At 36.6% G+C, this 26,499-nt stretch carries 28 protein-coding genes and 3 tRNA genes; 18 read left to right on the forward strand and 13 right to left on the reverse strand.

Annotated elements, in window-relative coordinates:
• Window positions 1–48: 48 nt before the first annotated feature.
• The gene (locus tag B0186_RS04665; RefSeq protein ID WP_078218234.1) at window positions 49–711 is read right to left on the reverse strand and encodes a Bax inhibitor-1/YccA family protein; all 663 of its coding nucleotides are present in this window, start codon (window positions 709–711) and stop codon (window positions 49–51) included.
• Window positions 712–922: 211 nt separating this feature from the next.
• Between B0186_RS04665 and B0186_RS04670 the strand changes: the two genes are divergently transcribed.
• A tRNA-Ser gene (locus B0186_RS04670) sits at window positions 923–1,012 on the forward strand.
• Between the two features lie 136 nt (window positions 1,013–1,148).
• On the opposite strand, the gene B0186_RS04675 is transcribed toward B0186_RS04670, so the two are convergent.
• The 4 genes from B0186_RS04675 to orn all read right to left on the reverse strand — a co-directional run bounded on the left by B0186_RS04675 (window position 1,149) and on the right by orn (window position 2,814).
• Window positions 1,149–1,883, reverse strand: coding sequence for a YdcF family protein (locus B0186_RS04675; protein ID WP_078218235.1), 735 nt, complete (start codon window positions 1,881–1,883; stop codon window positions 1,149–1,151).
• 98 nt (window positions 1,884–1,981) lie between these two features.
• Window positions 1,982–2,057 (reverse strand) — tRNA-Gly (locus B0186_RS04680).
• Window positions 2,058–2,072: 15 nt separating this feature from the next.
• Window positions 2,073–2,148: transfer RNA gene (locus B0186_RS04685), tRNA-Gly, on the reverse strand.
• Between the two features lie 111 nt (window positions 2,149–2,259).
• Window positions 2,260–2,814 carry an oligoribonuclease gene (gene orn / locus B0186_RS04690; protein ID WP_078218236.1) on the reverse strand — a complete coding sequence of 185 codons (555 nt, stop codon included), beginning with the start codon at window positions 2,812–2,814 and terminating at the stop codon, window positions 2,260–2,262.
• A 69-nt stretch (window positions 2,815–2,883) separates the two neighbouring features.
• On the opposite strand from orn, the gene rsgA reads away from it, so the two are divergent.
• The 7 genes from rsgA (at window position 2,884) to lpdA (ending at window position 13,229) form a co-directional block, all read left to right on the forward strand.
• Complete coding sequence (rsgA, locus tag B0186_RS04695) at window positions 2,884–3,936, forward strand: small ribosomal subunit biogenesis GTPase RsgA (protein ID WP_078218237.1); 1,053 nt, start codon at window positions 2,884–2,886, stop codon at window positions 3,934–3,936.
• A gap of 233 nt (window positions 3,937–4,169) precedes the next feature.
• The gene (gene ptsH / locus B0186_RS04700) at window positions 4,170–4,427 is read left to right on the forward strand and encodes a phosphocarrier protein Hpr (protein WP_078218238.1); all 258 of its coding nucleotides are present in this window, start codon (window positions 4,170–4,172) and stop codon (window positions 4,425–4,427) included.
• 110 nt (window positions 4,428–4,537) lie between these two features.
• The gene (gene ptsI / locus B0186_RS04705) at window positions 4,538–6,265 is read left to right on the forward strand and encodes a phosphoenolpyruvate-protein phosphotransferase PtsI (RefSeq protein ID WP_078218239.1); all 1,728 of its coding nucleotides are present in this window, start codon (window positions 4,538–4,540) and stop codon (window positions 6,263–6,265) included.
• A gap of 60 nt (window positions 6,266–6,325) precedes the next feature.
• The gene (crr, locus tag B0186_RS04710; RefSeq protein WP_078218240.1) at window positions 6,326–6,826 is read left to right on the forward strand and encodes a PTS glucose transporter subunit IIA; all 501 of its coding nucleotides are present in this window, start codon (window positions 6,326–6,328) and stop codon (window positions 6,824–6,826) included.
• A gap of 303 nt (window positions 6,827–7,129) precedes the next feature.
• Window positions 7,130–9,793 carry a pyruvate dehydrogenase (acetyl-transferring), homodimeric type gene (gene aceE / locus B0186_RS04715; RefSeq protein ID WP_078218241.1) on the forward strand — a complete coding sequence of 888 codons (2,664 nt, stop codon included), beginning with the start codon at window positions 7,130–7,132 and terminating at the stop codon, window positions 9,791–9,793.
• Window positions 9,794–9,846: 53 nt separating this feature from the next.
• Window positions 9,847–11,721: a pyruvate dehydrogenase complex dihydrolipoyllysine-residue acetyltransferase gene (gene aceF / locus B0186_RS04720; protein WP_078218242.1), complete on the forward strand. Its 1,875-nt coding sequence runs from the start codon at window positions 9,847–9,849 to the stop codon at window positions 11,719–11,721.
• An 83-nt stretch (window positions 11,722–11,804) separates the two neighbouring features.
• Entirely contained in the window at window positions 11,805–13,229 is a 1,425-nt protein-coding gene (lpdA, locus tag B0186_RS04725; RefSeq protein WP_078218243.1) for a dihydrolipoyl dehydrogenase, read from the forward strand.
• A gap of 115 nt (window positions 13,230–13,344) precedes the next feature.
• Here the strand turns inward: lpdA and B0186_RS04730 are convergent, their stop codons facing one another.
• Complete coding sequence (locus tag B0186_RS04730) at window positions 13,345–13,788, reverse strand: LexA family protein (RefSeq protein ID WP_078218244.1); 444 nt, start codon at window positions 13,786–13,788, stop codon at window positions 13,345–13,347.
• Window positions 13,789–14,053: 265 nt separating this feature from the next.
• Here B0186_RS04730 and sstT point away from each other — a divergent pair, with 265 nt between their 5' ends.
• The 5 genes from sstT to B0186_RS04755 all read left to right on the forward strand — a co-directional run bounded on the left by sstT (window position 14,054) and on the right by B0186_RS04755 (window position 18,043).
• Window positions 14,054–15,295: a serine/threonine transporter SstT gene (gene sstT, locus B0186_RS04735; RefSeq protein WP_078218245.1), complete on the forward strand. Its 1,242-nt coding sequence runs from the start codon at window positions 14,054–14,056 to the stop codon at window positions 15,293–15,295.
• Window positions 15,296–15,436: 141 nt separating this feature from the next.
• A complete protein-coding gene (locus B0186_RS04740) occupies window positions 15,437–16,357 on the forward strand; it encodes an SPFH domain-containing protein (protein WP_078218246.1) in 921 nt (306 codons plus the stop codon).
• A 46-nt stretch (window positions 16,358–16,403) separates the two neighbouring features.
• The gene (locus tag B0186_RS04745; protein WP_078218247.1) at window positions 16,404–16,850 is read left to right on the forward strand and encodes an NfeD family protein; all 447 of its coding nucleotides are present in this window, start codon (window positions 16,404–16,406) and stop codon (window positions 16,848–16,850) included.
• Between the two features lie 9 nt (window positions 16,851–16,859).
• A complete protein-coding gene (locus tag B0186_RS04750) occupies window positions 16,860–17,480 on the forward strand; it encodes an NAD(P)H-dependent oxidoreductase (protein ID WP_078218248.1) in 621 nt (206 codons plus the stop codon).
• The gene (locus B0186_RS04755) at window positions 17,477–18,043 is read left to right on the forward strand and encodes a TorD/DmsD family molecular chaperone (RefSeq protein WP_078218249.1); all 567 of its coding nucleotides are present in this window, start codon (window positions 17,477–17,479) and stop codon (window positions 18,041–18,043) included. Before B0186_RS04750 ends, B0186_RS04755 begins: the two co-directional genes overlap by 4 nt.
• A gap of 57 nt (window positions 18,044–18,100) precedes the next feature.
• On the opposite strand, the gene lpxL is transcribed toward B0186_RS04755, so the two are convergent.
• A complete protein-coding gene (gene lpxL / locus B0186_RS04760; RefSeq protein WP_078218250.1) occupies window positions 18,101–19,036 on the reverse strand; it encodes an LpxL/LpxP family Kdo(2)-lipid IV(A) lauroyl/palmitoleoyl acyltransferase in 936 nt (311 codons plus the stop codon).
• A gap of 123 nt (window positions 19,037–19,159) precedes the next feature.
• Between lpxL and hldE the strand changes: the two genes are divergently transcribed.
• Window positions 19,160–20,596 (forward strand): bifunctional D-glycero-beta-D-manno-heptose-7-phosphate kinase/D-glycero-beta-D-manno-heptose 1-phosphate adenylyltransferase HldE, encoded by a 1,437-nt coding sequence (gene hldE / locus B0186_RS04765; protein ID WP_078218251.1) that lies wholly within the window; start codon window positions 19,160–19,162, stop codon window positions 20,594–20,596.
• Window positions 20,597–20,651: 55 nt separating this feature from the next.
• On the opposite strand, the gene ettA is transcribed toward hldE, so the two are convergent.
• The 6 genes from ettA to B0186_RS04790 all read right to left on the reverse strand — a co-directional run bounded on the left by ettA (window position 20,652) and on the right by B0186_RS04790 (window position 25,255).
• Entirely contained in the window at window positions 20,652–22,322 is a 1,671-nt protein-coding gene (gene ettA / locus B0186_RS04770) for an energy-dependent translational throttle protein EttA (protein ID WP_078218252.1), read from the reverse strand.
• Between the two features lie 240 nt (window positions 22,323–22,562).
• The gene (locus B0186_RS04775) at window positions 22,563–23,582 is read right to left on the reverse strand and encodes a phage integrase (protein ID WP_078218253.1); all 1,020 of its coding nucleotides are present in this window, start codon (window positions 23,580–23,582) and stop codon (window positions 22,563–22,565) included.
• A gap of 5 nt (window positions 23,583–23,587) precedes the next feature.
• Entirely contained in the window at window positions 23,588–23,908 is a 321-nt protein-coding gene (locus B0186_RS04780) for a hypothetical protein (protein WP_078218254.1), read from the reverse strand.
• 3 nt (window positions 23,909–23,911) lie between these two features.
• Window positions 23,912–24,082 carry a hypothetical protein gene (locus tag B0186_RS11640; protein WP_158077960.1) on the reverse strand — a complete coding sequence of 57 codons (171 nt, stop codon included), beginning with the start codon at window positions 24,080–24,082 and terminating at the stop codon, window positions 23,912–23,914.
• Between the two features lie 88 nt (window positions 24,083–24,170).
• Entirely contained in the window at window positions 24,171–24,848 is a 678-nt protein-coding gene (locus B0186_RS04785; protein ID WP_078218255.1) for a hypothetical protein, read from the reverse strand.
• Between the two features lie 14 nt (window positions 24,849–24,862).
• Window positions 24,863–25,255 carry a helix-turn-helix domain-containing protein gene (locus B0186_RS04790; protein WP_078218256.1) on the reverse strand — a complete coding sequence of 131 codons (393 nt, stop codon included), beginning with the start codon at window positions 25,253–25,255 and terminating at the stop codon, window positions 24,863–24,865.
• Between the two features lie 142 nt (window positions 25,256–25,397).
• Between B0186_RS04790 and B0186_RS04795 the strand changes: the two genes are divergently transcribed.
• From B0186_RS04795 to B0186_RS11645, 4 genes are read left to right on the forward strand one after another with little or no spacing between them, the layout of a single operon-like run.
• The gene (locus B0186_RS04795; RefSeq protein WP_078218257.1) at window positions 25,398–25,667 is read left to right on the forward strand and encodes a hypothetical protein; all 270 of its coding nucleotides are present in this window, start codon (window positions 25,398–25,400) and stop codon (window positions 25,665–25,667) included.
• A 33-nt stretch (window positions 25,668–25,700) separates the two neighbouring features.
• Window positions 25,701–25,907: a hypothetical protein gene (locus B0186_RS04800; protein WP_078218258.1), complete on the forward strand. Its 207-nt coding sequence runs from the start codon at window positions 25,701–25,703 to the stop codon at window positions 25,905–25,907.
• Between the two features lie 23 nt (window positions 25,908–25,930).
• Window positions 25,931–26,251 (forward strand): hypothetical protein, encoded by a 321-nt coding sequence (locus B0186_RS04805; protein ID WP_078218259.1) that lies wholly within the window; start codon window positions 25,931–25,933, stop codon window positions 26,249–26,251.
• A gap of 17 nt (window positions 26,252–26,268) precedes the next feature.
• Window positions 26,269–26,436 (forward strand): hypothetical protein, encoded by a 168-nt coding sequence (locus B0186_RS11645; protein ID WP_158077961.1) that lies wholly within the window; start codon window positions 26,269–26,271, stop codon window positions 26,434–26,436.
• Window positions 26,437–26,499: the final 63 nt, after the last annotated feature.

A 26,499-nucleotide genomic window follows, 5' to 3' on the forward strand; every position in this document is an offset into this window, starting at 1 on the left:
TTTTGGGGTGCAGATCACATTAAAGGGGCTTGGCTTTATTTGTATAGTTTATTCATCTCTACTGAAAATGCCTAATAAATTTAATAAACTAACAAATATATTATATAAAGAAATATATAGGCTTACGGTTGCTCGGATGTAGTTTGTTTCACCACCATTAATAATATTACTCGTCTCATATAAAATTCCCATAGTGGAAAACACTATAAATAAAGAGCTGAAAACAACATGGAAACCATTCATATTAAAGAAGAAACTAGCGATCATTCCAACCAAAAGTACAATAAATAGCGCAAGCATCATACCTGATAAAAATGACATATCTTTTTTAGTTGTGAGAACATAAGCGGAACAACTGAAAAAAACAGCCGCAGTTCCAGCGAGTGCAAGAACAACCAAATCACCTAATCCCGCACCTACATAATAGTTTAAAATAGGTCCTAACGAATAACCTAGTAATCCGGTTAATGCAAATGTTGATAAAAGCCCCCATGCACTATTTGCTAGCATATTATTTAAGAATAACAAGCCATAAAATGCGATTAACATAACGCCAACATGAAGTGGAGGAAGAGCTAATTGCATTACAATAAAAGCCACTAGAGCGGAAAAGGCCAATGTCAATGCGAGTAGAAAGTATGTATTACGTAGCACCTTATTTGTTGATAATACCGATTCTTCTCTACTGTCAATAATAATTCGAGATTGCATAAACGCTCCTATATGATGTAAATAACAATGTAAAAATAAAAAAATAAATTAATGCCTAGTCAGCGCAATGTCAACTATTAATATAGTTGATTTATTATGAGATATTTTGCAATATGTCGTTGCATGACTAAATAATAGACTTTTAAACAATTTGTCTCATTTTTTAATTTACTTATATTTTTTTCTGTATTATATTGTGCGCCGTCAAGACGGAGGAATGGTCGAGTGGTTGAAGGCACCGGTCTTGAAAACCGGCGAGGGTTTACGCCCTCCGTGAGTTCGAATCTCACTTCCTCCGCCAGTATTCTGTAAAAAGCCATAAGTAAATAAATTGCTTGTGGCTTTTTCAATTCTTAGGTTTCTGCTATCCCTGAGTATCTAAAATTTACATTTTAGTTCTCTTGTGTTATTTAAAACTGAAACACTGTAAGTGTTTATTACATATATTTCTCTTTCCAATATCCAATCCATTCTTTTAATAATTGTGTGTTTGTATTGAGTGATATTGCTTGTGGAATAAAGTACATCAAATCAAGTTTGTAGTAACTTGGAGTTGGGCCACTACCAACATTTGCGGGCAATACATTAAACCCTTGCTTTTCAAAAGTGAGTTTTGCTCTTTGCATATGCCATTCATTAGTGACTAAAATAATTGTGCTGACATTTTCTTTTTCCAAAAGTTTCTTTGAAAAATAGGCATTTAGAGATGTATTAGTCGCCTGTTCCTCTAACCATTTTACCGGTGTATTAAAGTTTTGCATAACTTTTGCTTCAGAATTTCCATTTATGTCACTTCCTGTGAGCAAAATAGGAAGTTGAGTTTGTTTATGTAGGAATGCTGCATAGCGCAAACGTTCGAGCGGAATGGGGGGAATACTTAATGAGCTTGGTGCAGAGAGTTCATTGCTATGACGCAAACCACCACCTAACACAACAATTGCTTGTGCTTGTTTATATTCGTTTAGAGAATAATTTTGATTAATTAGCAGGCTATCGTGTAGTTTTGTCACGGTGTAAGGAATACTAAAAATATATAAGCTAAATATTGCCAAAAGACCGCAAAAGCGTGCGCTTTTTTTTAAGTGGAGTTTAGAAAGAAATAAGGAAAGAAACCATAAAATAAGAGAGTTAAAGGGCGGTAAAATTATGGAAATAAGTAGCTTAGTTAACATATTCAATATTTCATTGTAAAAGTCGAGATGGCTAATATTAGTTCGGTTACTTTTATTTGTAAATATAGGGATAGAGTAGATAATTTTAGATGTTAAACTGGAGCGGGAAACGAGGCTCGAACTCGCGACCCCAACCTTGGCAAGGTTGTGCTCTACCAACTGAGCTATTCCCGCATATATAGAAAAGATTGGAGCGGGAAACGAGGCTCGAACTCGCAACCCCAACCTTGGCAAGGTTGTGCTCTACCAACTGAGCTATTCCCGCTTAATTTGTCCCTCCTCGCTGAGGAACGGGCTGTATTATACAAATATTTTATTAAGGTGCAAGTTTAAAATTTGAAAAAAATTAAACTTGCTTAGTTATCATTCAAATTGTCTATTTATCGTCTAAGTTGATAAATGTTTTTCTATAATGTGCTAATTCTGCAATTGATTCACGAATATCATCTAGCGCTAGATGCGTATTCTTTTTTTCAAAGCTCTTTAGAATTTCAGGTTTCCATCTTGAAGCCAGTTCTTTTAGTGTGCTTACATCTAAATGACGATAATGAAAATATTCGGCTAGTTCGGGCATGTATTTATATAAAAAACGCTTATCTTGAGCGACACTATTTCCACAAATCGGAGATGTGCCTTTAGGCACCCACTTTTTGAGAAAATCTAGGGTTTGCAATTCGGCTGCACGCTCCGTTAATTTACTATTTTTTACTCGTTCAACTAAGCCATTGGCTGTATGTGTTTTTACACACCATTCGCTCATTTTACCGAGTAATTCCTCTGATTGATGAACGGTCAAAACAGGACCTTCCGCCAATATGTTGAGATCTTTGTCTGTGACAATTGTGGCAATCTCAATAATTCGTTCTTTTTCAGGATCTAAGCCCGTCATTTCTAAATCTATCCAAATAAGATTTTGTTTATCTAATTGCATAATAAAGGTATCCTATACAAAATTTTTTGTATTCTATCTGAAAAACGACCGCACTTTAAGGACTTCTCTTTGAGTAAACGTAAATTAACCCAAAATCAACAACGCCGAATTCAATCTAATAATGCGAAGACATTACATCGTCATCAACGCCGTAGTAAATCTGATATTGATTGGCAAGAAGATATGCTTGGGAATTCGCAAGATGGGATTGTTGTGACAAGATACGCTGCCCACGCAGATGTCGAAAATGAGCAAGGCGAAATTATTCGCTGTAATTTACGCCGCACTTTAAAAAGTGTTGTGGTTGGAGATCATGTTGTTTGGCGTAAAGGAAAAGCGCAATTACAAGGTGTGAGCGGCGTTATTGAAGCCGTTCAACCTCGTCAGAACGAAATTGCACGACCTGATTATTATAATGGATTAAAACCAATTGCTGCGAATATTGATCGAATTATTATTGTTTTAGCTGTACTACCAAGTTTATCTCTTAATATTATTGACCGTTATTTAGTTGTTTGTGAGAGCTCAAATATTCCGGCAATTATTGTTGTAAATAAAGCTGATTTATTAACGCTGGAAGATAGGGAAGAAGTTGAACAACAGCTCGAAATTTATCAGAAAATTGGCTATGAAACTTTACTGATTTCTGCAAAGAGCGGTGAAAATATGGAAAAATTTACCGCACTTTTATCTCAAGGAACCTCCATTTTTGTTGGGCAATCAGGGGTTGGAAAATCAAGTTTAATTAATCATATTTTGCCAGAAGTACAAGCTCAAACTGGCGATGTCAGCCAAGTTTCTGGTTTAGGTCAGCATACTACAACATCTTCTCGTTTATACCACTTACCACAAGGCGGAAATTTGATTGACTCCCCAGGTATTCGGGAGTTTGGTTTGTGGCATTTGGAGCAAGATCAAATTACAAAAGGTTATCGAGAGTTTCAATATTTTTTAGGCACTTGCAAGTTCCGAGATTGTAAACATTTGCATGATCCAGGTTGTGCTATACAGCTTGCTGTTGAAGAGGGAAAAATTCATCCGCTACGTTTTGAAAATTACCATAGATTAATAGCAAGTTTAGCGGAAACTAAGTCTAAAAGGCATTTTATATCGGAGCCTTAGGTTAATGAAAGGTTAATTTTTGCATGTTTAATAAACAGTTTGGTGCTTTTTTTGTGATGTAGTTCAAATTTTAATGTGATTTACCTTGATTATTCTAGTTTGAACCTTGATACTATGCGCTGGATTTATTTTTTTATTTAAAATAAATATAAATTTAAACTAGCAAGTTTGTTTCTGAAACTGTTAGATTTGTTTACATACATATAGAATAACTTAAACAAGAGGATACAATTATGTACTCAAAAGATGTTGAAATTATTGCGCCAAACGGCTTACACACTCGTCCAGCTGCACAATTCGTGAAAGAAGCAAAAGCCTTTGTTTCCGAAATCACAGTTACTTCTGCTGGTAAAAGTGCGAGTGCAAAAAGTTTATTTAAATTACAAACTTTAGGTTTAACTCAAGGTACTGTAATCACTATTTCTGCTGAAGGCGAAGATGAGCAAAAAGCAGTTGAACATCTAGTTGCATTAATTCCTACTTTAGAATAAGCAAATATATTTATTAGCCATAACTTAACGCCATTTTTATAAATGGCAAAGTTTATGGCTATTATTCTATTTAGCATATTGTAATTTAAAAATTATTTCGGAAGGTTAATATGATTTCAGGTATTCCAGCATCACCAGGTATTGTATTTGGTAAGGCGTTAGTGCTTAAAGAAGAACAAATTGTTCTTGATATGCAAAAAATTAAAGATGAGCAAGTTGAAACTGAGATTGCTCGTTTTTATGAAGGTCGCACTGCTGCTATTGAGCAACTCATTGCAATTAAAGATCGCGCTTTAGCTTCTTTAGGCGAAGAAAAGGCTGCAATTTTTGAAGGGCATTTAATGATCCTTGAAGATGAAGAATTAGAAGAAGAAATCTTGGATTATTTACGTTCAAATAAAGTTAATGCAGGTGTTGCAGCAAGTAAGATTATTGATCAACAAGTGGCAATGTTATCTGAAATTGATGATGAATATCTCAAAGAGCGTGCTGGCGATATTCGTGATATTGGTAATCGCTTGATCAAAAATATTTTGGGTATGAATATTGTTGATTTAGGAGATATTAATGAGGAAGTTATTTTAGTTGCTTATGATTTAACTCCTTCTGAAACAGCGCAATTAAATTTAGATAAAGTATTAGGTTTTATTACTGACATTGGTGGTAGAACATCACATACTTCTATTATGGCACGCTCACTTGAATTACCGGCTATCGTAGGTACTAACGATGTTACTTCAAAGGTAAATACTGGCGATTATCTCATTTTGGATGCAGTGAATAATGCAGTTTATGTAAATCCTACACATGACGAAATTGAGCGTTTAAAAGCTTTAGAAAGACAATTAGCAGAAGAAAAAGCTGAATTGGCAAAATTAAAAGATTTGCCGGCATTGACTTTAGATGGGTATCAAGTTGATGTGGTTGCGAATATTGGTACTATTCGTGATTGTGAAGGGGCTGATCGTAATGGAGCTGAAGGTGTTGGTTTATATCGCACGGAATTCTTATTTATGGATCGTGATCAGTTGCCAACAGAAGAAGAACAATTTATTGCTTATAAAGAAGTTGTTGAAGCCATGAATGGTCGTCTAGTTGTTCTACGTACAATGGATATTGGTGGTGATAAAGATTTGCCATATTTGGATTTACCAAAAGAAATGAATCCTTTCTTAGGTTGGCGTGCAATCCGTATTGCGATGGACCGTCGTGAAATCTTACATGCGCAATTACGTGCGGTATTAAGAGCTTCAGCATTTGGTAAATTAGCTGTAATGTTCCCAATGATTATTTCTGTTGAAGAAATTCGTGAATTAAAATCTGTGATTGAAAGCTTGAAACAGGAGTTACGTGATGAAGGTAAAGCTTTCGATGAAAATATTCAAATTGGGGTAATGGTTGAAACACCTGCAGCTGCGGTTAATGCGAAATTCTTAGCAAAAGAAGTCGATTTCTTTAGTATTGGGACGAATGACTTGACACAATATACTTTAGCAGTTGATCGTGGTAATGAGCTTATTTCACATTTATATAACCCGATGACACCAGCTGTATTAAACTTAATCAAACAAGTAATAGATGCATCTCATGCTGAAGGTAAGTGGACTGGAATGTGTGGTGAATTAGCGGGCGATGAAAATGCTACTGTATTGTTACTAGGTATGGGATTAGATGAGTTTAGTATGAGTGCAATTTCTGTGCCGCGTATTAAAAAATTAATTCGCAACGTTAATTACCAAGATGCTAAATTACTTGCAGAGCAAGCATTACAGCAGCCAACAGCAGCTGGTATTGCGAATTTAGTCGCTGATTTTTTAGCAGAAAAAGCACTTAATTAATACCATTTGGCAAAAAATTACGCTAGAATAGCGCAATTATTCACTAGTAGGAGAATTTAAATGGGATTTTTTGATAAATTATTTGGTTCAAAGGAAAGCAAATCTGTTGATGTTGAAATTTATGCGCCTATCTCAGGAACAATTGTTAACATTGAAGATGTGCCAGATGTTGTTTTCTCTGAGAAAATTGTAGGCGATGGTATTGCTATCCGCCCTACTGGTAATAAGATTGTTGCTCCTGTAGATGGTGTCATTGGTAAAATATTTGAAACCAATCATGCTTTCTCAATGGAGTCCAAAGATGGAGTTGAATTATTCGTCCACTTTGGTATTGATACAGTAGAACTAAAAGGCGAAGGCTTTACTCGTATTGCACAAGAAGGTCAACAAGTAAAACGTGGTGAAACTATCATTGAGTTTGATTTAGCATTATTAGAGGCAAAAGCAAAATCTGTATTAACGCCAACAGTTATTTCAAATATGGATGAAATTAGTGGAATGGAGAAGAAATCTGGTGAGGTTGTTGCTGGTGACTCTGTTGTTCTAGTGTTAAAAAAATAATAAGAGAGATTATTTTAAAACGGATTAGTTAATAACTAATCCGTTTTTTACATCAATAAACTTTTTATTAAGTAAGAATTCTGAGGCTTTTTCTTACTTTCATATAAAAATTACTATCTTTATTTCAAAAAATCTAATAACATTTACAGAATTTGTTAATAATTTGTAACGCAAACTATATTTTGTGATTAGTTTCGTTGTGAGTTTTGCCAAAATTATCAGAATTTTAGTTATCAATCCGTTGTTTAGTTTATTACTATAAATTAAACGTACCTTTTAACTTAACACAATAAGGAAAAGACTATGTCAGATATGTTAAGAAATGACGTAGATCCGGTCGAAACCAACGATTGGTTGTTAGCGATCGATTCAGTAATTCGTGAAGAAGGTATTGAGCGTGCTCAATACATTATTGAGCAATTAATGCAACACGCTCGTGCAAATGCAGTATCCCTACCAACAGGTGTAAGTACAGATTACATCAATACTATTTCACCATCAGAAGAGCCTAACTATCCAGGTAATTTAGATTTAGAACGTCGTATCCGCAGTGCAATTCGTTGGAATGCGATGATGATGGTATTACGTGCATCGAAAAAAGACCTAGAATTAGGTGGACATATGTCTTCCTTCCAATCTTCAGCAACGATTTATGAAGTTTGTTTTAACCATTTCTTTAAAGCTCGTACAGAGAAAAACGGCGGAGATTTAGTTTTCTTCCAAGGTCATATTTCTCCAGGAATTTATGCTCGTGCATTCTTAGAAGGTCGTTTAACTGAAGAACAATTAGATAACTTCCGTCAAGAAGTTGCAGGTAAAGGACTATCTTCTTATCCACATCCTAAATTAATGCCTGAATTCTGGCAATTCCCGACAGTGTCAATGGGTCTTGGACCATTGAATGCAATTTATCAAGCGCGCTTCTTAAAATACTTACATAACCGTGGCTTAAAAGATACTTCAGATCAAACTGTATACGCATTCTTAGGTGATGGCGAGATGGATGAAGTAGAGTCTCGTGGTGCCATTGCTTTCGCAGCTCGTGAAAAATTAGATAATTTAGTATTCGTTATCAACTGTAACTTGCAACGTTTAGATGGACCGGTAACGGGTAATGGCAAAATCATTCAAGAACTTGAAGCGCAATTCAATGGTTCAGGTTGGGAAGTGATTAAAGTTATTTGGGGACGTCGTTGGGATCGTTTATTACAACGTGATACATCAGGTAAATTATTACAATTAATGATGGAAGTTGTTGATGGCGATTATCAAACCTTCAAATCTAAAGATGGTGCTTATGTTCGTAAACATTTCTTTGGTCGCTACCCAGAAACTGAAGCATTAGTGGCAGAAATGACAGACGATGAAATTTTTGCACTTAACCGTGGTGGTCATGATCCATTAAAAGTATTTGCAGCATTTAATAAAGCAAAACAAGTTAAAGACAAACCTGTTGTGTTGTTAGTTAAAACCATCAAGGGTTATGGTATGGGTGAAGCAGCTGAAGGCCGTAATATCGCTCACCAAGTTAAGAAAATGGATATGTCAGGCGTTAAACACGTACGTGATCGTTTCAATGTTCCAGTATCTGATGCAGAAATTGATAACTTACCTTATGTTAAATTTGCAGAAGGTACCGAAGAATATAAATATCTACATGAACGTCGCCAAGCGTTAAACGGTTACCTACCAACTCGTTTACCACGTTTCACACAGCAATTAGAAGTTCCTGCATTAGAAGAATTTGCACAATTATTTGAAGAACAAAGCCGTCCGATTTCTACAACAATGGCATTTGTTCGTTCATTAAACGTGCTATTGAAAAATAAATCTGTGGGTAAACACATTGTTCCAATTATTGCAGATGAAGCCCGCACTTTTGGTATGGAAGGCTTATTCCGTCAAATTGGTATTTACAACCCACACGGACAAAATTATACCCCTCAAGATCGTGAACAAGTATCTTACTATCGTGAAGCAATCGATGGACAAGTATTACAAGAAGGTATCAATGAACAAGGTGCAGTAGCATCTTGGTTAGCAGCAGCTACATCTTATTCAACAAATGATGTACCTATGATTCCATTCTTTGTTTATTATTCAATGTTTGGTTTCCAACGTGTCGGCGATTTAATGTGGTTAGCTGGTGATCAGCGCGCTCGTGGTTTCATGATCGGTGGTACTTCAGGTCGTACAACCTTAAATGGTGAAGGTTTACAACACGAAGATGGTCATAGCCATATCCAATCTGCTGTTATTCCAAATTGTATTTCTTATGACCCAGCATTTGCTTATGAAGTTGCGGTTATTATGCAAGATGGTGTACGCCGTATGTATGGTCCTGAGCAAGAAGATGTGTATTACTACATCACAACCTTGAATGAAACTTATGACCAACCAGCAATGCCAAAAGGTGCTGAAGAAGGTATTCGTAAAGGTATCTACAAATTTGAAACTGTAACTGGTCAAGGTAAAGGCAAAGTTCAATTATTAGGTTCAGGTGCGATTTTACGTCACGTGCGTGAAGCTGCTAAATTACTTGCTGATGACTTCGGTATTACCTCTGATGTTTACAGCGTGACTTCATTCACGGAAGTTGCTCGTGATGGTGCAAATGCAGATCGTTGGAACTTATTACATCCAGAAGCTGAAGCTAAAGTACCTTACATTGCTCAAGTAATGAACGATGCACCAGCCGTGGCTGCGACTGATTACATCAAACTATTCGCAGAACAAGTTCGTGCCTATGTACCAGCACAAAGCTATCGTGTATTAGGTACTGATGGTTTCGGTCGTTCAGATAGCCGTGAAAACTTACGTGAGCATTTTGAAGTGAATGCTCATTACGTTGTTATCGCTGCATTAACTGAATTAGTGAAACAAGGCTCTATCAGCAAAGATGTAGTTGCTCAAGCAATTGCTAAATATGGTATTGATGCAGATAAAATCAATCCTTTATACGCATAATCAATATTTTAACAGGGCGGAGAAATCCGCCCATAAAAATAGGATAAGATAAAATGGCTAAAGAAATTCAAATTCCAGATATTGGCGGAGATGAAGTTACTGTCACTGAAGTTATGGTTAAAGCTGGAGATACTGTTGCTGTTGATCAATCAGTGATTAACGTTGAGGGTGACAAAGCATCAATGGAAGTTCCATCGCCAGAGGCAGGAGTAATCAAAGAAGTTTTAGTAAAAGTAGGTGATAAAGTTTCTACTGGCACATCTATGTTTGTATTAGAAGGTGCGGCAGAAGTTAAACCAGCAGAAACTGTAGCAGAGGCTGCGCCTGCACCACAAGCGCAAAGTGCGGTTGCATCTATCATCGAAATTCATGTACCAGACATTGGTGGTGATGAAGTGAATGTCACTGAAATTATGGTGGCAGTAGGTGACAATGTTGCTGAAGAACAATCTATTTTAAACGTTGAAGGCGACAAAGCATCAATGGAAGTGCCAGCTCCTGTTGCTGGTGTAGTCAAAGAAATTTTGATCAAGGTTGGCGATAAAGTTTCTACAGGCACCCTTGTGATGAAATTTGAAGTTGCAGGTGCAGCTCCAGTGGCTGAGGCAGCTCAAGCTTCAGCGCCTGCTCCAGCAGCAACTGAAAGTGCGGTGCAAGATGTTCACGTTCCTGATATTGGTGGCGACGAAGTAAACGTGACTGAAATCATGGTAGCGGTAGGCGATACTATTGCAGAAGAACAATCTTTAATTACTGTTGAAGGCGATAAAGCGTCAATGGAAGTTCCTGCGCCTTTTGCTGGTGTAGTAAAAGAAATTTTAGTGAAATCAGGTGATAAAGTTTCAACTGGTTCATTAATCATGCGCTTTGAAGTGCAAGGAAAAGCATCAGCTCCAGTAGCTGAAACTAAAGCAGCACCGGCACCAGCGCCACAGGCAAGTCAAGCAGCGCCAGCTTCTCAAGCTGATGTAACAGCAAGTGCGGTATTTGCACATGCTACTCCAGTTGTTCGCCGTTTAGCTCGTGAATTTGGTGTAAACCTAGATAAAGTTAAAGGTACGGGACGTAAAGGTCGTATCTTAAAAGAAGACGTTCAGGCTTATGTTAAAGCAGCAATTAAAGCTGTTGAAAGTGGCAGTGTTTCTGCAACCCCAGCGACTAATGGCGCAGCAAATGGTGCAGGATTAGGATTGTTACCATGGCCGAAAGTTGACTTCAGTAAATTTGGTGAAATTGAACAAGTTGAGTTAGGTCGTATTCAGAAAATTTCTGGTGCAAACTTACATCGTAACTGGGTAATGATTCCGCATGTAACTCAATGGGATAAAGCGGATATTACGGATCTAGAACAATTCCGTAAAGAACAAAACGTATTAGCTGAAAAACAAAAACTTGATGTGAAAATTACACCATTAGTATTCATCATGAAAGCAGTTGCTAAAGCGTTAGAAGCTTACCCACGCTTTAATAGCTCATTATCTGAAGATGCGCAGAGCCTAATTCTGAAAAAATACATCAATATTGGGGTTGCAGTTGATACACCTAATGGCTTAGTGGTTCCTGTATTTAAAGATGTGAACAAAAAAGGCATTATTGAATTATCTCGTGAGTTAGCTGAGATTTCTAAGAAAGCGCGTGCTGGTAAATTAACAGCATCTGATATGCAAGGCGGCTGTTTCACAATTTCAAGTTTAGGTGGTATCGGTGGTACACACTTTACGCCAATCGTGAATGCTCCAGAAGTTGCAATTTTAGGTGTGTCTAAATCTGAAATGACGCCAGTATGGAATGGTAAAGACTTCACTCCTCGCTTAATGTTACCGTTATCATTATCTTATGATCACCGAGTAATTGATGGCGCTGATGGTGCAAGATTTATTACTTTCATTAATGGTGTATTAAGCGATCTTCGTCGTTTAGTTATGTAATATTCTGCGCCCCTAAATTTTCTTAGGGGCGTTAAAACTGTTAAAGTGCGGTAAGAAACCGTCAAGTTTTAACGAGGTAAAAAATGAATAAAGAGATTAAAACACAAGTTGTTGTATTAGGAGCTGGTCCCGCAGGTTATTCAGCAGCTTTCCGCTGTGCAGACTTAGGTTTAGAAACTATTATTGTTGAGCGTTTTTCAACTCTTGGTGGGGTGTGTTTAAACGTAGGTTGTATTCCATCTAAAGCATTATTGCATGTAGCTAAAGTGATTGAAGAAGCGAAATCTTTATCTGAGCATGGTATTGTTTTTGGTGAGCCAACAACAGACATTGATAAAATTCGTGGTTGGAAAGAAAAAGTAATTAATCAATTGACTGGCGGTTTAGCTGGTATGGCTAAACAGCGTAAAGTACAAGTTGTTAATGGTTATGGTAAATTCTCTGGCCCAAATACAATTATTGTCGCTGGTGAAGAAGGGGAAACCACAATTACTTTTGATAACGCAATTATTGCGGCAGGTTCTCGCCCAATCCAATTACCATTTATTCCCCATGAAGATCCACGTATTTGGGATTCTACAGACGCATTAAGATTAAAAGAAGTGCCTGAAAACTTATTAATCATGGGTGGTGGTATCATCGGTCTTGAAATGGGAACTGTTTATCATGCATTAGGTTCTAAAGTGGATGTGGTAGAAATGTTTGACCAAGTTATTCCTGCAGCGGATAAAGATATGGTACAAATTTATACCAAACGTATTGAGAAAAAATTCAACTTACTATTAGAAACTAAAGTGACCGCAGTTGAAGCAAAAGAAGATGGTATTCATGTTTCAATGGAAGGTAAAGCAGCTAATGAAACTCGCCGTTATGATGCGGTCTTAGTTGCGATTGGCCGTGTACCAAATGGTAAATTAATTGATGCTGGTGTTGCTGGTGTTGAAGTTGATGATCGTGGATTTATTCGTACAGACAAACAAATGCGTACAAATGTTCCACATATCTTTGCTATTGGTGATATTGTTGGTCAACCAATGCTTGCGCATAAAGGTGTTCATGAAGGCCATGTAGCTGCAGAAGTTATCGCAGGACAAAAACATTACTTCGATCCAAAAGTAATTCCATCTATTGCTTATACTGAGCCAGAAGTTGCTTGGGTTGGTAAAACTGAGAAAGAATGTAAAGCTGAAGGTATTAATTACGAAGTGGCTAAGTTCCCTTGGGCTGCATCTGGACGTGCAATTGCTTCTGATTGCGCAGATGGTATGACAAAATTAATTTTCGATAAAGATACACATCGTGTGATTGGTGGCGCAATTGTTGGTACTAACGGCGGTGAATTATTAGGTGAAATTGGCTTGGCAATTGAAATGGGCTGTGATGCTGAAGATCTTGCATTAACTATCCATGCTCACCCAACTTTACATGAATCTGTTGGCTTAGCCGCAGAAGTTTTTGAAGGTTCAATCACTGATTTACCAAATCCAAAAGCGAAAAAGAAAAAATAGGCTAATCAGCTAGAAATCGTAAAGCGATCTTTTATAGATCGCTTTATTTTTTGCGTTAAAAGTGCGGTCAAAAATGAGCTGCTCCAAAAAGTACCGCACTTTTATGCGGCAAATTTTATTTGGTTTCCTTTCCTTTCGGTTTCATTTGATGGATTGTGTTGGTTACTGTGCCAACGATAGATAAGTCTTTCCAGCTATCAGTTTTGATTGAATGTGCTTTATTGTCCAAAGGAAAGAAAATAAATTCACTATTTTCATAAGCAATCAATTCATACAATTGAAATTGATTATTTAAATCTAAAACAATTAAATCATTAATCGCTAAGCTATCTTGTTTTTCGACAATAAGTATATCTCCTTCCTCAATTCCCCATGCTAATAAATTGGGATTTTTAACTTGCACAAAACAAGTTTGTTGAGGGCGTTTAATGCAGTAAAGATTGAGATCTAGCTTTTTATGCGAACTTCTATCTCGCTGTTCAGTATCAATAAAAAATGGCATAGGCTGGTAGGAAAGTGCCGCGCCCATATTGCTAAGATTTTGATTTAAGTAACCCATTTTTTTCTCCAAGCTTGATTCTAAATTTATAACTGATTATTTATACAGTTTATAATACTGTTTTTATATACATGGGGTCAATATCAGAATATAAATTTTTTTTAAAAATGGTCTTATTGAAACATTTTTTTTAATTTATAAAAGAAATAAGCAAAAATTTTTATTTTAATATTTTCTTTATAATAAATTTACGCTATCTTTACATTGAATTTGGTGGATCTTTGATAGATCTGGATTTTTAACTTAAATAACACAACATTATATTATGAATACATCACGTCTTTTTTCATTATTTTTTCATGGAAGTCTAGTTAAACGGATTTCTATCGGTCTTATTTTAGGACTTTTATTGGCTTTAATTGCACCATCATTACAAGGTGCATTAGGCTTTAATCTTGCAGAGAAAGCAGGTTTCTTAGGTAAAGTGTTTGTACGTTCATTACGTGCAGTTGCACCTGTTTTAGTTTTCTTGTTAGTGATCTCAGCAATTGCCAATAAACAATTAGGCTCAAAAAGCAATATGAAGTCTATCATTGTTTTGTATTTATTAGGTACTTTCTTAGCTGCATTTACCTCTGTATTATTCAGTTTTGCATTACCAACGGAAATTGCACTAAAAACTCAAGAAGGTTCTCTTTCTCCGCCTAGTGAAGTGACCGAAGTATTAAGCACTTTGGTGTTGAACATGGTAGATAATCCAATTAATGCATTATTTAATGCTAACTTCATTGGTATTTTATCTTGGGCAATTGGATTAGGGGTAGCGTTACGTTATGCTTCAGATACAACTAAAAATGTCATGAATGATTTCTCAGAGGCGGTTTCTAAAATCGTTCATTTCATCATTAGCTTTGCACCAATCGGGGTGTTTGGCTTGGTTGCAGAAACACTCGCAGACAAAGGTTTAGGTGCATTATTAGACTATGCTCAGTTACTTGTTGTACTAATTGGCTCTATGGCATTTACTGCTTTCGTTATCAATCCAATTTTAGTGTATTGGAAAATTCGCCGTAACCCATTCCCACTTGTATGGACTTGCGTGCGTGAAAGTGGATTAACGGCATTCTTTACTCGTAGTTCAGCGGCAAATATTCCAGTGAATATGGAATTATCAAAACGCTTAAATTTAGATGAAGAAACCTATTCTGTTTCAATTCCATTAGGTGCAACTATCAACATGGCTGGTGCAGCAATTACAATTACTGTACTAACTTTAGCAGCAGTACATACTTTAGGTGTTGAGGTTTCTTTCCCTACAGCAGTATTACTAAGTTTAGTTGCGAGTATTTGTGCTTGTGGTGCATCTGGTGTTGCTGGTGGTTCATTATTATTAATTCCTTTAGCTTGTAGCTTATTTGGTATTTCTAATGACATCGCTGCACAAGTAATTGGTGTAGGCTTCATTATCGGCGTATTACAAGATTCTGCGGAAACGGCTTTAAACTCTTCGACTGACGTTGTTTTCACAGCAGCAGTATGTTGGAGTGAAGAAGGTAAAAATTCATAATTTTTTATCTAATTTTAAACGGAGCGGGTATGAAAATATCCGCTTTTTTTATGTTATTCAGACCGCACTTTAGTTAGATAAATAAAGCAAAATAGGCTACTATATGTCGGCATTTTTATTATATTTTTAAAGGAGTATGTAATGGAACTATTTGATGGTTTACCTGTTGCAACAATTATTTTCGTTTTATTAGTTGGATTTATTTTATATTCAACCTTAAAAACGGTTCCACAAGGCTATCATTGGACAATTGAACGTTTTGGGCGCTATACCCGCACTTTAACACCAGGGCTAAATTTTGTGGTGCCTTTTGTGGATCGTGTAGGTCGCCGCATTAATATGATGGAGCAAGTATTAGATATTCCATCACAAGAAGTGATTTCTAAAGATAATGCGAACGTGTCTATTGATGCGGTTTGTTTCGTGCAAGTCATTGATGCACGTAGTGCTGCTTATGAAGTTAATCATCTTGAACAAGCGATTATTAATTTAACTATGACCAATATTCGTACAGTTTTAGGTTCAATGGAATTAGATGAAATGCTTTCTCAGCGTGATAACATCAATAGCCGTTTATTAGCTATTGTTGATGAGGCAACAAACCCTTGGGGAATTAAGGTTACTCGTATTGAAATTCGCGATGTGCGCCCACCGCAAGAGTTGATCGCAGCGATGAATGCGCAAATGAAGGCTGAGCGTAATAAACGTGCTGATATTTTAGAGGCTGAAGGTGTACGTCAAGCTGAAATTTTGCGTGCTGAAGGGGAAAAACAATCACGCATTTTAAAAGCTGAAGGTGAGCGTCAAGAAGCATTTTTACAAGCTGAAGCTCGCGAAAGAGCAGCTGAAGCAGAGGCAAAAGCAACACAAATGGTTTCTGAGGCTATTGCAAGTGGAGATACCAAGGCTATCAATTATTTTATTGCTCAGAAATATACTGAAGCGCTCAAAGAAATTGGTGGTGCAAATAATAGCAAAGTGGTTCTTATGCCACTTGAGGCTGGAAATTTAATTGGTTCCGTTGCTGGTATTGCTGAATTATTAAAAGGCGACAAACAATAATAATCATGGACGCTCAGGCGTCCTTTATTGTGAAGGAATATATAAAATGGAATGGCTTAATATTTGGACTTCTTGGCATTGGTTGATTTTAGGATTTGTACTTTTGATTGCCGAGATTATTGTTCCTGGCATTTTCTTGTTATGGTGGGGATTAGCGGCGATTGTGGTTTCCATTATCAGCGTCTTGATTCCTGATTTATCTTTGACTGCACAATGTTTTATCTACGGTATTTTAGCGATAATCTTGAGCGTTGCATGGTGGAAATATCAGCATACTAAAGATGAAAAAGATCAGGCAAATTCTTCTTTAAATCAACGAGATCATGCAATGCTTGGTTGTCGTGGTAAAGTTGAAACCATTGCGGATAATGGTATTGGGCGTGGTGCTTTTGGGGATACCACTTGGCGTATCCAAGGTGATGGACTGAAACAAGGGGATATTGTTGAAGTTCAAGCCGTGCATGGAATTACTTTAATTGTTCAGAAAATATAAGAGAAAGAAATGAAACATTTAATTATTTTTGCTCATCCGAATAATCAAACGAGTTTTAATCAAGCGATATTAGAGCAAGCTATAAAAGCGAGCCAAGAGCAAGGGATTGAAACACAAGTCAGGGATTTATATGCTATTGATTTTAATCCCATTTTATCTTGGGAAGAATTGCAAGCAGCGCAACAGAAAATAACGCCTGCTGAAATTCGTTATGAACAGGAATTAATAGATCAAGCAGATCTTATAACCCTCATTTATCCATTATGGTGGATGGGATTTCCTGCGATCTTAAAAGGCTATTTAGATCGCATTTTAAGCCATGGTTTTGCGTATAAAACAGAAAATGGGGTGTCAGTAGGTCTTTTGCATGGTAAAAAAATGCAGCAATTTATTACTATTGGCAATAATTTGCAAAAATATGAAGATCTTGGCTTTATTCAATCATTACAAAACTGCTTGATTGATGGTCTGTTTAATTATTGTGGAATTACAGATATTGATCATTGTTTGTTTGGTGATATTCATATTCTTGATGAACAAACTAGACAGAATATTTTGCAAGAGGTACGAGAAAAAACGACACAAAATCTCACCGCACTTTTTGCTTTGCAACAGGAAAAAATCGAATGACAGTCGAAACACAATTAAACAATTTTTCCATAATAAGTCGCTTGTTCGGTAATTTATTTTATCGCCAACCGACAGATCCTATTATGGCGAATGTATTTGCTTGGCTACAACAAAAAGGCTTGGAACAAGTTTGGTGCTTAGAAACAGATCAAGATAGTAAAGATGCTTTAGAAACTGTACAAATGCCTGTGGATTTAAAAGCGCTAGAAAAAGAATATCAGCGTTTATTTACAGGAGATAATGCGCTGGTGTCTGCGCGAATTTCTGATTATGGGATTAAACCTGAACATTTTCTTATGTTCCGACAAGAGCGCGGCATGCCTGAAATAGAAAGTGCGGATCATTTTGGATTAGTTTTTTTAACAGCCTCTTGGATTGAAGATAATCTAAACTCGGTTCAAGCTCAGAAAGAATTATTTGAAACTTTTTTATTGCCTTGTGCGAGCAAGTTTTTTAATCAAGTTGAAAAACAGGCTAATTTGCCTTTTTATCGTGCTTTAGCTTTGCTTTCTCGAGAAATTTTATCGGCAATGGCTGATGAATTAGAAGAAAGTGAAGACTAAGTTTTTTATGAAAGGTCATTTTTAGTGAGTAATAAAATGGGGCTTAATGCCCCATTATTATTCATACAAGCTTTGATTTTCATCTGGTCTGGTTTTAAAGCGGCGGTGCAACCACATATATTGGCTAATTCCTTTCAAGATTTCTTGTTCCACCACTTTATTCATTCTTGTGGCTATTGCCACTTCATCATTTAAAATATCCGAAAAATCAACCGGCTCTGAAATTTTCAGGGTATATCCAGAGTTATCTTTATTGCGAAGTGGTGCAAAAGGAATAACTTTACTTTTAGGCGAGGATTTCAATAAGTAGTAACTTCCTGTTGTTGTGGCAGCATCAGGTACAGCAAAGAAAGGCACAAAGACTGCGTTTTTTCTTCCATAATCATGGTCTGGTGCATACCAAATCATTTCGCCATGACGAATAGATTTAATCATTGCACGCAAATCTTTACGATCTAATAAACCTTTATTCGATCTTGCACGTCCACGATATTGCAACCAATCCATTAAAGGATCATCATGTGGTCGATAAATGCCGATACCGGGATGAGCTAAACCAATTATTCTTGCCCCTAATTCTAAAGTGAGAAAATGAACACCAACAAGAATAATGCCATCTTGTTGATTTTCTTTTAAATATTCTAACCCTTCGATTTTACTCCATTTTTTTATTCGTTTATCTGACCAAAACCAAGCCATGCCAGTTTCAATAATTGCCATGCCAGTGGCTTTTAAATTAGCTTGTAATATATCTTCGATTTCTTGTTCTGAAGCTTCTGGGAAACATAATTGTAAGTTGCGGCGAGCGATTTTGGCTCTGCGTTTACCTACATTTAAACGAGAAAATAAAGTACCTAAACCATTACCAATCTTCAGCAAGATAGGGTAGGGAAGTAATAAAATAAGGCGGAAAAATAGAAATCCTAACCAAAAGAACCAATATTTAGGCTTAATAAATTCGATACGAAATTGTGGAATTGATGTTTTTGCCATAATGTTACTTAATCTAATACAACTTTGATTTTATGCCATAGTTTAACGGAAATTTGACGAAATAGCATTTTTACTGTGGTAAAATCAGCAAAATTTTAATGATTTTATAAAGAGAGAAGAAAAATGATGCAATATTCGGCACAGTTTAATAAAGCTAAAGTCTTGGTACTTGGCGATGTAATGCTCGATCGTTATTGGTTTGGTGCAACAAATAGAATTTCGCCTGAAGCACCTGTTCCTGTGGTTCGAGTACAAGAAAATGAGGAAAGGGCAGGCGGTGCGGCTAATGTTGCCATGAATATATCTTCATTAAATGTGCCAGTTCAATTATTAGGTTTAACTGGAAAAGATGAGGCGGGCAGTGCATTAACAAAATTATTAGAAAAGCAAAATATTCATTGCGATTTTGTTCAATTAGACAGCCACCCAACTATCACCAAGTTACGCATCTTATCACGCCATCAACAGTTGTTACGCCTTGATTTTGAAGAAGATTTTCAGAATGTGAACAGTGCAGAGTTATTAGATAAGTTAGAAAGTGCGGTGCAAAATTATGGTGCTTTAATCCTTTCTGACTATGGTAAAGGTACGTTAAATGATGTGCAGAAAATGATCCAAATTGCTCGTAAAGTGAATATTCCTGTGCTGATTGATCCAAAAGGAACAGATTTTGCACGTTATCGTGGGGCAACTTTGCTTACGCCAAATATGTCCGAATTTGAGGCGGTTGTAGGAAAATGTCATAGTGAAGAAGATATTGCGGAAAAAGGTTTACAGTTAATAAAAGATCTTGATTTGTCCGCATTATTAGTTACGCGTTCTGAAAAAGGCATGACCTTATTAAGATCAAATATTGAGCCATTCCATTTGCCGACTGAGGCCAAAGAGGTTTTCGATGTAACTGGTGCAGGAGATACCGTTATTAGCGTATTAGCGACCGCACTTGCTGACGGTCGTAGTTATGAAGAAGCTTGTTATTTAGCCAATGTTGCTGCTGGTATTGTGGTAGGGAAGTTAGGTACATCAACAGTTTCAACCGTTGAATTAGAGAATGCTATTCATGGTAGAAGCACAACAGGCTTCGGTATTATGGAAGAAAATCAGTTAAAAGCAGCGGTAGAACTTGCGAAAGCAAGAGGTGAAAAGATTGTGATGACAAATGGTTGTTTTGATATTTTGCATCCAGGTCATGTGTCTTACTTAGAAAATGCACGCAAATTAGGTGATCGTTTAATTGTTGCGGTGAATACAGATAATTCGGTAAAACGCCTTAAAGGTGAAACACGTCCAATTAATGATTTGACGACGAGAATGTCAGTTTTGGCAGGATTATCTTCTGTGGATTGGCTCGTTGCTTTTGATGAAGATACACCACAACGTCTAATTGGCGAGGTTTTACCGGATTTATTAGTTAAAGGTGGCGATTATAAACCTGAAGATATCGCTGGAAGCCAAGAGGTTTGGCAAAATGGTGGTGAAGTTAAAGTCTTAAATTTTGAAAATGGTTGTTCAACAACTAACGTCATCAAAAAAATTCAGCAATTAAAAGATGACAAATAGAAAATAGAAATAAAAAGTGCGGTTTTTTACCGCACTTTTTGTTGAATTTTAATTTTTATTTCGCAATACGTTTGTATTTAATACGATGTGGCTGCGTTGCTTCTGCACCAAAGGTTTTCTTTTTCCACTCTTCGTAGTCAGTAAAGTTACCTTCATAGAAAGTCACTTTTCCTTCATCACCGTAGTCAAGAATATGAGTAGCGATACGGTCTAAGAACCAACGGTCGTGGGAAATGACCATCGCACAGCCTGGGAATTCTAAGATCGCATTTTCTAACGCACGCAAGGTTTCTACGTCTAAATCGTTGGTTGGTTCGTCCAGTAGCAATACGTTTCCGCCCACTTGTAACAGTTTCGCTAAGTGTAAACGACCACGCTCACCGCCTGATAATTCGCCAACACGTTTTTGCTGATCTACGCCTTTGAAGTTGAAACGTCCTACATAGGCACGACTTGGGATTTCAAAGTTGCCAATGCGCATAATATCTAATCCGCCAGACACTTCCTCCCAAACTGTTTTCTTATCGTCCATTGCATCACGGAACTGGTCAACAGATGCAAGAACGACTGTTTCACCTAAAGTGATAGAGCCTGAGTCTGCTTGTTCTTGTCCTGAAAGCATACGGAATAGGGTAGATTTACCTGCACCGTTTGCCCCGATAATCCCTACAATCGCCCCTTTTGGAATACTGAAAGAGAGATTGTCGATTAAAGTGCGGTCGCCGTAAGACTTAGTTAAGTTTTGCACTTCGATCACTTTATCCCCTAAACGTGGACCAGGTGGAATAAAGAGCTCATTGGTTTCGTTACGTTTTTGATATTCGCCAGAGTTAAGCTCTTCAAAGCGAGCCATACGCGCTTTACTTTTCGCTTGGCGGCCTTTTGGATTTTGGCGTACCCATTCTAACTCTTTCTCAATGGATTTTTGACGAGCTGATTCCGCTGCTTGTTCTTGGGCTAGGCGTTTTTCTTTCTGCTCTAACCAAGAGGAGTAGTTACCTTCCCAAGGAATACCTTCGCCGCGGTCAAGCTCTAAGATCCAGCCTGCTACATTATCTAAGAAATAACGGTCGTGGGTAATTGCCACCACAGTGCCTTCGTAATCATGTAGGAAGCGTTCTAACCAAGCAACTGATTCCGCATCTAAGTGGTTGGTTGGCTCATCGAGCAATAACATATCTGGTTTTTCGAGCAATAAACGACAAAGGGCAACACGACGACGTTCACCCCCAGATAAATATTCAATTTTTGAATCCCAATCTGGTAAACGTAACGCATCGGCAGCACGTTCTAATTGGTTTTCCAAGTTATGACCATCATGCGCTTGAATGATAGCTTCAAGATTGGCTTGTTCTGCTGCTAATTTATCAAAGTCAGCATCAGGATCCGCATATAAAGCATAAACTTCATCTAAACGCACTAAAGCATTTTTTACCTCGGAAACAGCCTCTTCAACAGCTTCGCGTACAGTTTGTTGTGGTTCAAGTTTTGGCTCTTGTGGAAGGTAGCCGATTTTGATTCCCAGTTGTGGACGAGCTTCCCCTTCAATATCCTTATCAATCCCAGCCATAATGCGTAATAAAGTTGATTTACCCGCACCATTTAAGCCAAGGACCCCGATTTTTGCCCCAGGGAAAAAGCTCAAAGAAATATCTTTTAAAATATGACGTTTCGGCGGGACAACTTTGCCTACTCTGTGCATGGTATAAACGAATTGTGATGACATATACTCTCTCTATAATGTAAAAAAAGTGCGGTTATTTTACTTGAAATTCTAGAATTTAGCGACTTGAACATAAAATTCAAAGCAAAAAAACCTCCCAAAAGGGAGGTAGGAAAGTAGTTTAGCAATTTAAGTACATCCAATAAAAACAAATACTTATATAAAAATCATAGACTTATAATGCTGAATAATGTCAAATAAAGCTAAATAGGGTTATTTTTACCGCCACAAAATCGCCACATACTAGGCTTTATTTTTTAAGTTTTGCAGAGGGTTTAAAGTCAAGGCGGTTTCTAAGTGATTAGGCGAAAAATGAGCATAAACCATCGTCATATTAATATCTGAGTGGCCTAAAATTTCCTTCAAAACTAAAATATTCCCCCCGTTCATCATAAAGTGACTAGCAAAAGTATGGCGCAAAACATGAGTTAATTGATTATCTCTCAAAGTAATATTAGCGAGTTTTATCGCCTTCTCAAAATGCTTATGAGTAAGTCCATGGAATAGCAAATGACGGCTAAAATCTAATTGTGAATAAAGTTCTGGAGAAATAGGAATTGAGCGATTTTTACCGCCTTTAGTATTAGTAAAAGTGACCTTATAAGGAATAACATTAGAAGAAGTTAACTTCAAAATCTCGCCCCAGCGTGCGCCAGTCGCCAAACAAAGCGAAACCGCAACTTTTAACAATGGCGAAATCTCAAAACAACAATCAAGCAACTGCACAATTTCATCTTCACGCAAAAAACGAAGTTCAAGGTCGTTTGTTTTTAAAGGGCGCAAAGTAGCTAACGGATTATCGCCTTGCCATTTATCCAAGCGTTTTAATTCATTGAAAACGGCTTGCAAAATATCCAATTCATAATTCAAAGTACGCGCCTTAATACCAGGCGAACTTTTACGCCTGAAATCAATTTCACCGCGCAAACGTCTTGCACGATATTCCGCAAAAATCTCTGCCGTAAACTTAAGAGCAACGGGATCGCCCATAGCGTCAGCCATCAACAGCAACTTACGCTTACGTCCCTCGCCATCTCTTAGTGATTGCCCATATAAATCAAACCATAGATTAATTAAATCAGATAAACGTTCAGAATATGTTTTAACTTCAATCGCCTGATGCAACAAACTTTTTTCATCTTTTGCCGCATTAAAAAAGCGAGTAGCCTCAATTTTCGTAGAAAACCAACGGCGCACCCGCTTTTTACCTAAATAACATTCAGCAAGCCATTTTCCCCTGCTTTCGTCTTTTCTTACACCCATAACCTTTAATATATGCCTGTTTTCTTATTCTCAATCCATTTTTTTAATGTTTTTCGCTGTGTTGAAGTGCGAGAGAAATTAAAGGTTTTACGCTTATTATTAAATTTAACTCCTAAAATAAACACAAACTTATTCACATCATCAATCTCATATAAAAAATAAATATGATGACTAACAATATATTTAAAGCGAGTATTCCCCCAAAAAGGGCGAGTATGTGGAAAATGGGAAAGCGTCGTTAAAAATTGATTATAAGCCTCATCATCAGTTAAATAAGTTTCAATAAATTCATCAAGTAAGGAATGAGAGGTAATAACTTGATACATAATTTATTTCCTAAAAGCTAATGGCTTAACCTCGTTTTGCTCAATTCGTTTATAACATTCAGCACTGGCTTCAGCGGCCCATTTCATCTCTTCAAAAGTGAATAAAAATTCATCTTCTTTATGCGATAAGGTTGTGTCGGTGAGGGGGAATTTCTCAGTTAATTGTATCGTCATATTATTTCCTTCTATTCTAATCTACTCGCCAAACTGCTGTTTTTAACAGCTTGAGGAACCTCTTTCATAACAATCTCCTTGCATCGTTTTATTTTTTGATTGTAATATCCCCGCCAGCTAAATTTTCAATTTTAGAGTTGTTACCTATAGTCTGCGTAACAGTTATATTTGTGTTATTTTGTTGTTTGCTAGATTTTTGTGTATCACACTCATAATGTATTGAAACTGGTCCATCAAATATTTGTTGATGCTCAATATAATTATTATTTTGTTGTAGAACAAAATTTATACTGGCACCCATCAAAAAAGTAACAACAAGCCCAACTAGCTTTTTCCCATTTTCTTTTAAAAATTCACGATTAAATACATTATTTAAGTTATCTAACTCTGCTTTTTCTTCATTGTTTAAATCTTCATTGTTAAGTTGATTATCATTAATGAAGTTATCTATATTTTTAACAATACCTATAATTTCTTTTAAGTCTTCAAATTGTTCTGATCTTACAAATTTAAATAAATCAGAATGAAATAGCACCCTTAATCTATTATTTAAAGCGAGTTTATTTATTGATTCAATCTGTTTGTATATAGGATTATCTAAAATATTTAAAGCATAATGAGGAAATGTATCATTCAATGCCTTCATCTGTTTATATAAAGGACTTTGATAAAAATTTTTTAAAGAATCAGGAATTCCACTATTAGCTGTATTAACAATTTCGCATATATTTTGTATATCTTTTGGGAGTTCATAGACTTTACTCATTTTATTCTCCTGATTTACTTTGTGATGTGAATACTGCCACCAGCTAAATTAGCAATGTGACTTCCATTGCCCACATTTTGCACAACACTTTCTACAATATTGCCCTGTGAAGCATTTAATAATTGTAATTTTTGGATAGGATCTAGTTGCTTATAGTTATTTAATAGCAACTGCTCCATTTCATCTAGTTCTGTACCTTTGCTTTCACCAGTAAGTAACCAGTCAACAGAAGCCTCATATCTGTTAGCAAACTCAAGTAAAGTGTCTAAAGGAATAGTGTTCTTTGTTTGCCAACCAGATAGAGTTTTTTCATTTACTCCTAAACGATTTGCAAGTTCTTTATTTGTTGAAACGCCTTCAAGTTGTCTTAGGCGTTTAAATACCTCAGTTGATGAAAATTTAATCATTTGAATAAAATCCTTAAAAATAATCTTGAAATCTTTTAATTAAAGATTAAAATACATATAAATAAAGATTGCAAAGCAATGTAAAGCAAAAAAAGCAAAGCAAGCTAAACAATAAGAAACAATACCACAAAGGAGCGAAAAAATGAACGCATTAAACCAAAAAGCAGTAAGTTTTAAAGAAGCATTTGAAATCAGCCGTCAATTACGCTGGAGAAAAGAATATTTAGAAGAGTGCGGTGCAAAAGGTTTAGATTTTGCTCGTGGTATTGAAGAAGAATTAACTGCCGCAAAAGCCTTACTTGCTCGCAACTTCAACAAAAAAGCAAAAGCAGAAGAATTAGACATTAAATTAGCGGCTCGTGTGGCAAGCATTGAAAGCTTTATCCAAACAACCGCACAAACCATTCACTAATAGGGCGAAAGCCCTTTATTCGGAGGATAGTATATGAATGTATTTCAAGAAGTAGTTTTTAGCAATTCAGCCACAAAAGAGAACAAATTTAATAAGAGTATTGAAAGCGAATTAGCTTGCGCAGACGTTTTCTTAACTATCGCTGAGCGGGAGGGCATTGAAATGGCGCGTGCTGAATTAGCGCTTGCGAAGGCGAAAGATAAATTAAATCAGCTAAGAAAAAATCAATTAGGTATTTAAAGGATATTAAGTAGAGGATAACCATGACAAAAAATGATCTAAACCTATTTTTACAGGCGCTTAAAGAACGCTTAATAAAAGAGGCTGATTTAGTCTTGATGAAAAAGATTTATCAATGTGTTGTAGAGGGTGGAAGAGAAAAAGTGCGGTCGTCTATTAAGGCAGAAAACGCACGAGAAGAGATAGTCATCAGTTGTGCTTTTAAAGTACTCGCAAAATATGGCGAGGAGGGATTAAAAGCCATGATTGATTATGAAGATGCAACTCGCGCATTTTTAGAAGCTAAGCGTAGGGTGGAATTATGTACAAAAAATGATAAATACCCTTTTGAAGAAGATGAATAAACAAAGAGGAAACTAACATGACAAGACCAACAGAAATTCAAGCCGCAGTGCGTTTCAAAGGCGAAATTGCAGAGATTATCGCCAAGATGGCAAAAGATGATGACCGTTCACATGCGTATATTGTGAAAAAACTTATCGAAGAGCGCCTAGGGCAACTTTATCCAGAACAGCTTGCAACGCAGTAAGCTAAATCAAAAAACAACCTAACCCATAATCGAAAGCATTAATCCCCACGGCTGAATATAAAA

It is taken from the genome of Canicola haemoglobinophilus, from assembly GCF_002015075.1.
GTDB lineage: Bacteria > Pseudomonadota > Gammaproteobacteria > Enterobacterales > Pasteurellaceae > Canicola > Canicola haemoglobinophilus.

Coding starts and splice junctions, on each gene's coding strand:
- B0186_RS04665 (WP_078218234.1), bottom strand. CDS start 711: ATGCAATCTCGAATTATTATTGACAGTAGAGAAGAATCGGTATTATCA.
- B0186_RS04675 (WP_078218235.1), bottom strand. CDS start 1,883: ATGTTAACTAAGCTACTTATTTCCATAATTTTACCGCCCTTTAACTCT.
- orn (WP_078218236.1), bottom strand. CDS start 2,814: ATGCAATTAGATAAACAAAATCTTATTTGGATAGATTTAGAAATGACG.
- ptsH (WP_078218238.1), top strand. CDS start 4,170: ATGTACTCAAAAGATGTTGAAATTATTGCGCCAAACGGCTTACACACT.
- ptsI (WP_078218239.1), top strand. CDS start 4,538: ATGATTTCAGGTATTCCAGCATCACCAGGTATTGTATTTGGTAAGGCG.
- crr (WP_078218240.1), top strand. CDS start 6,326: ATGGGATTTTTTGATAAATTATTTGGTTCAAAGGAAAGCAAATCTGTT.
- aceE (WP_078218241.1), top strand. CDS start 7,130: ATGTCAGATATGTTAAGAAATGACGTAGATCCGGTCGAAACCAACGAT.
- aceF (WP_078218242.1), top strand. CDS start 9,847: ATGGCTAAAGAAATTCAAATTCCAGATATTGGCGGAGATGAAGTTACT.
- lpdA (WP_078218243.1), top strand. CDS start 11,805: ATGAATAAAGAGATTAAAACACAAGTTGTTGTATTAGGAGCTGGTCCC.
- B0186_RS04730 (WP_078218244.1), bottom strand. CDS start 13,788: ATGGGTTACTTAAATCAAAATCTTAGCAATATGGGCGCGGCACTTTCC.
- sstT (WP_078218245.1), top strand. CDS start 14,054: ATGAATACATCACGTCTTTTTTCATTATTTTTTCATGGAAGTCTAGTT.
- B0186_RS04740 (WP_078218246.1), top strand. CDS start 15,437: ATGGAACTATTTGATGGTTTACCTGTTGCAACAATTATTTTCGTTTTA.
- B0186_RS04745 (WP_078218247.1), top strand. CDS start 16,404: ATGGAATGGCTTAATATTTGGACTTCTTGGCATTGGTTGATTTTAGGA.
- B0186_RS04750 (WP_078218248.1), top strand. CDS start 16,860: ATGAAACATTTAATTATTTTTGCTCATCCGAATAATCAAACGAGTTTT.
- B0186_RS04755 (WP_078218249.1), top strand. CDS start 17,477: ATGACAGTCGAAACACAATTAAACAATTTTTCCATAATAAGTCGCTTG.
- lpxL (WP_078218250.1), bottom strand. CDS start 19,036: ATGGCAAAAACATCAATTCCACAATTTCGTATCGAATTTATTAAGCCT.
- hldE (WP_078218251.1), top strand. CDS start 19,160: ATGATGCAATATTCGGCACAGTTTAATAAAGCTAAAGTCTTGGTACTT.
- ettA (WP_078218252.1), bottom strand. CDS start 22,322: ATGTCATCACAATTCGTTTATACCATGCACAGAGTAGGCAAAGTTGTC.
- B0186_RS04775 (WP_078218253.1), bottom strand. CDS start 23,582: ATGGGTGTAAGAAAAGACGAAAGCAGGGGAAAATGGCTTGCTGAATGT.
- B0186_RS04780 (WP_078218254.1), bottom strand. CDS start 23,908: ATGTATCAAGTTATTACCTCTCATTCCTTACTTGATGAATTTATTGAA.
- B0186_RS11640 (WP_158077960.1), bottom strand. CDS start 24,082: ATGACGATACAATTAACTGAGAAATTCCCCCTCACCGACACAACCTTA.
- B0186_RS04785 (WP_078218255.1), bottom strand. CDS start 24,848: ATGAGTAAAGTCTATGAACTCCCAAAAGATATACAAAATATATGCGAA.
- B0186_RS04790 (WP_078218256.1), bottom strand. CDS start 25,255: ATGATTAAATTTTCATCAACTGAGGTATTTAAACGCCTAAGACAACTT.
- B0186_RS04795 (WP_078218257.1), top strand. CDS start 25,398: ATGAACGCATTAAACCAAAAAGCAGTAAGTTTTAAAGAAGCATTTGAA.
- B0186_RS04800 (WP_078218258.1), top strand. CDS start 25,701: ATGAATGTATTTCAAGAAGTAGTTTTTAGCAATTCAGCCACAAAAGAG.
- B0186_RS04805 (WP_078218259.1), top strand. CDS start 25,931: ATGACAAAAAATGATCTAAACCTATTTTTACAGGCGCTTAAAGAACGC.
- B0186_RS11645 (WP_158077961.1), top strand. CDS start 26,269: ATGACAAGACCAACAGAAATTCAAGCCGCAGTGCGTTTCAAAGGCGAA.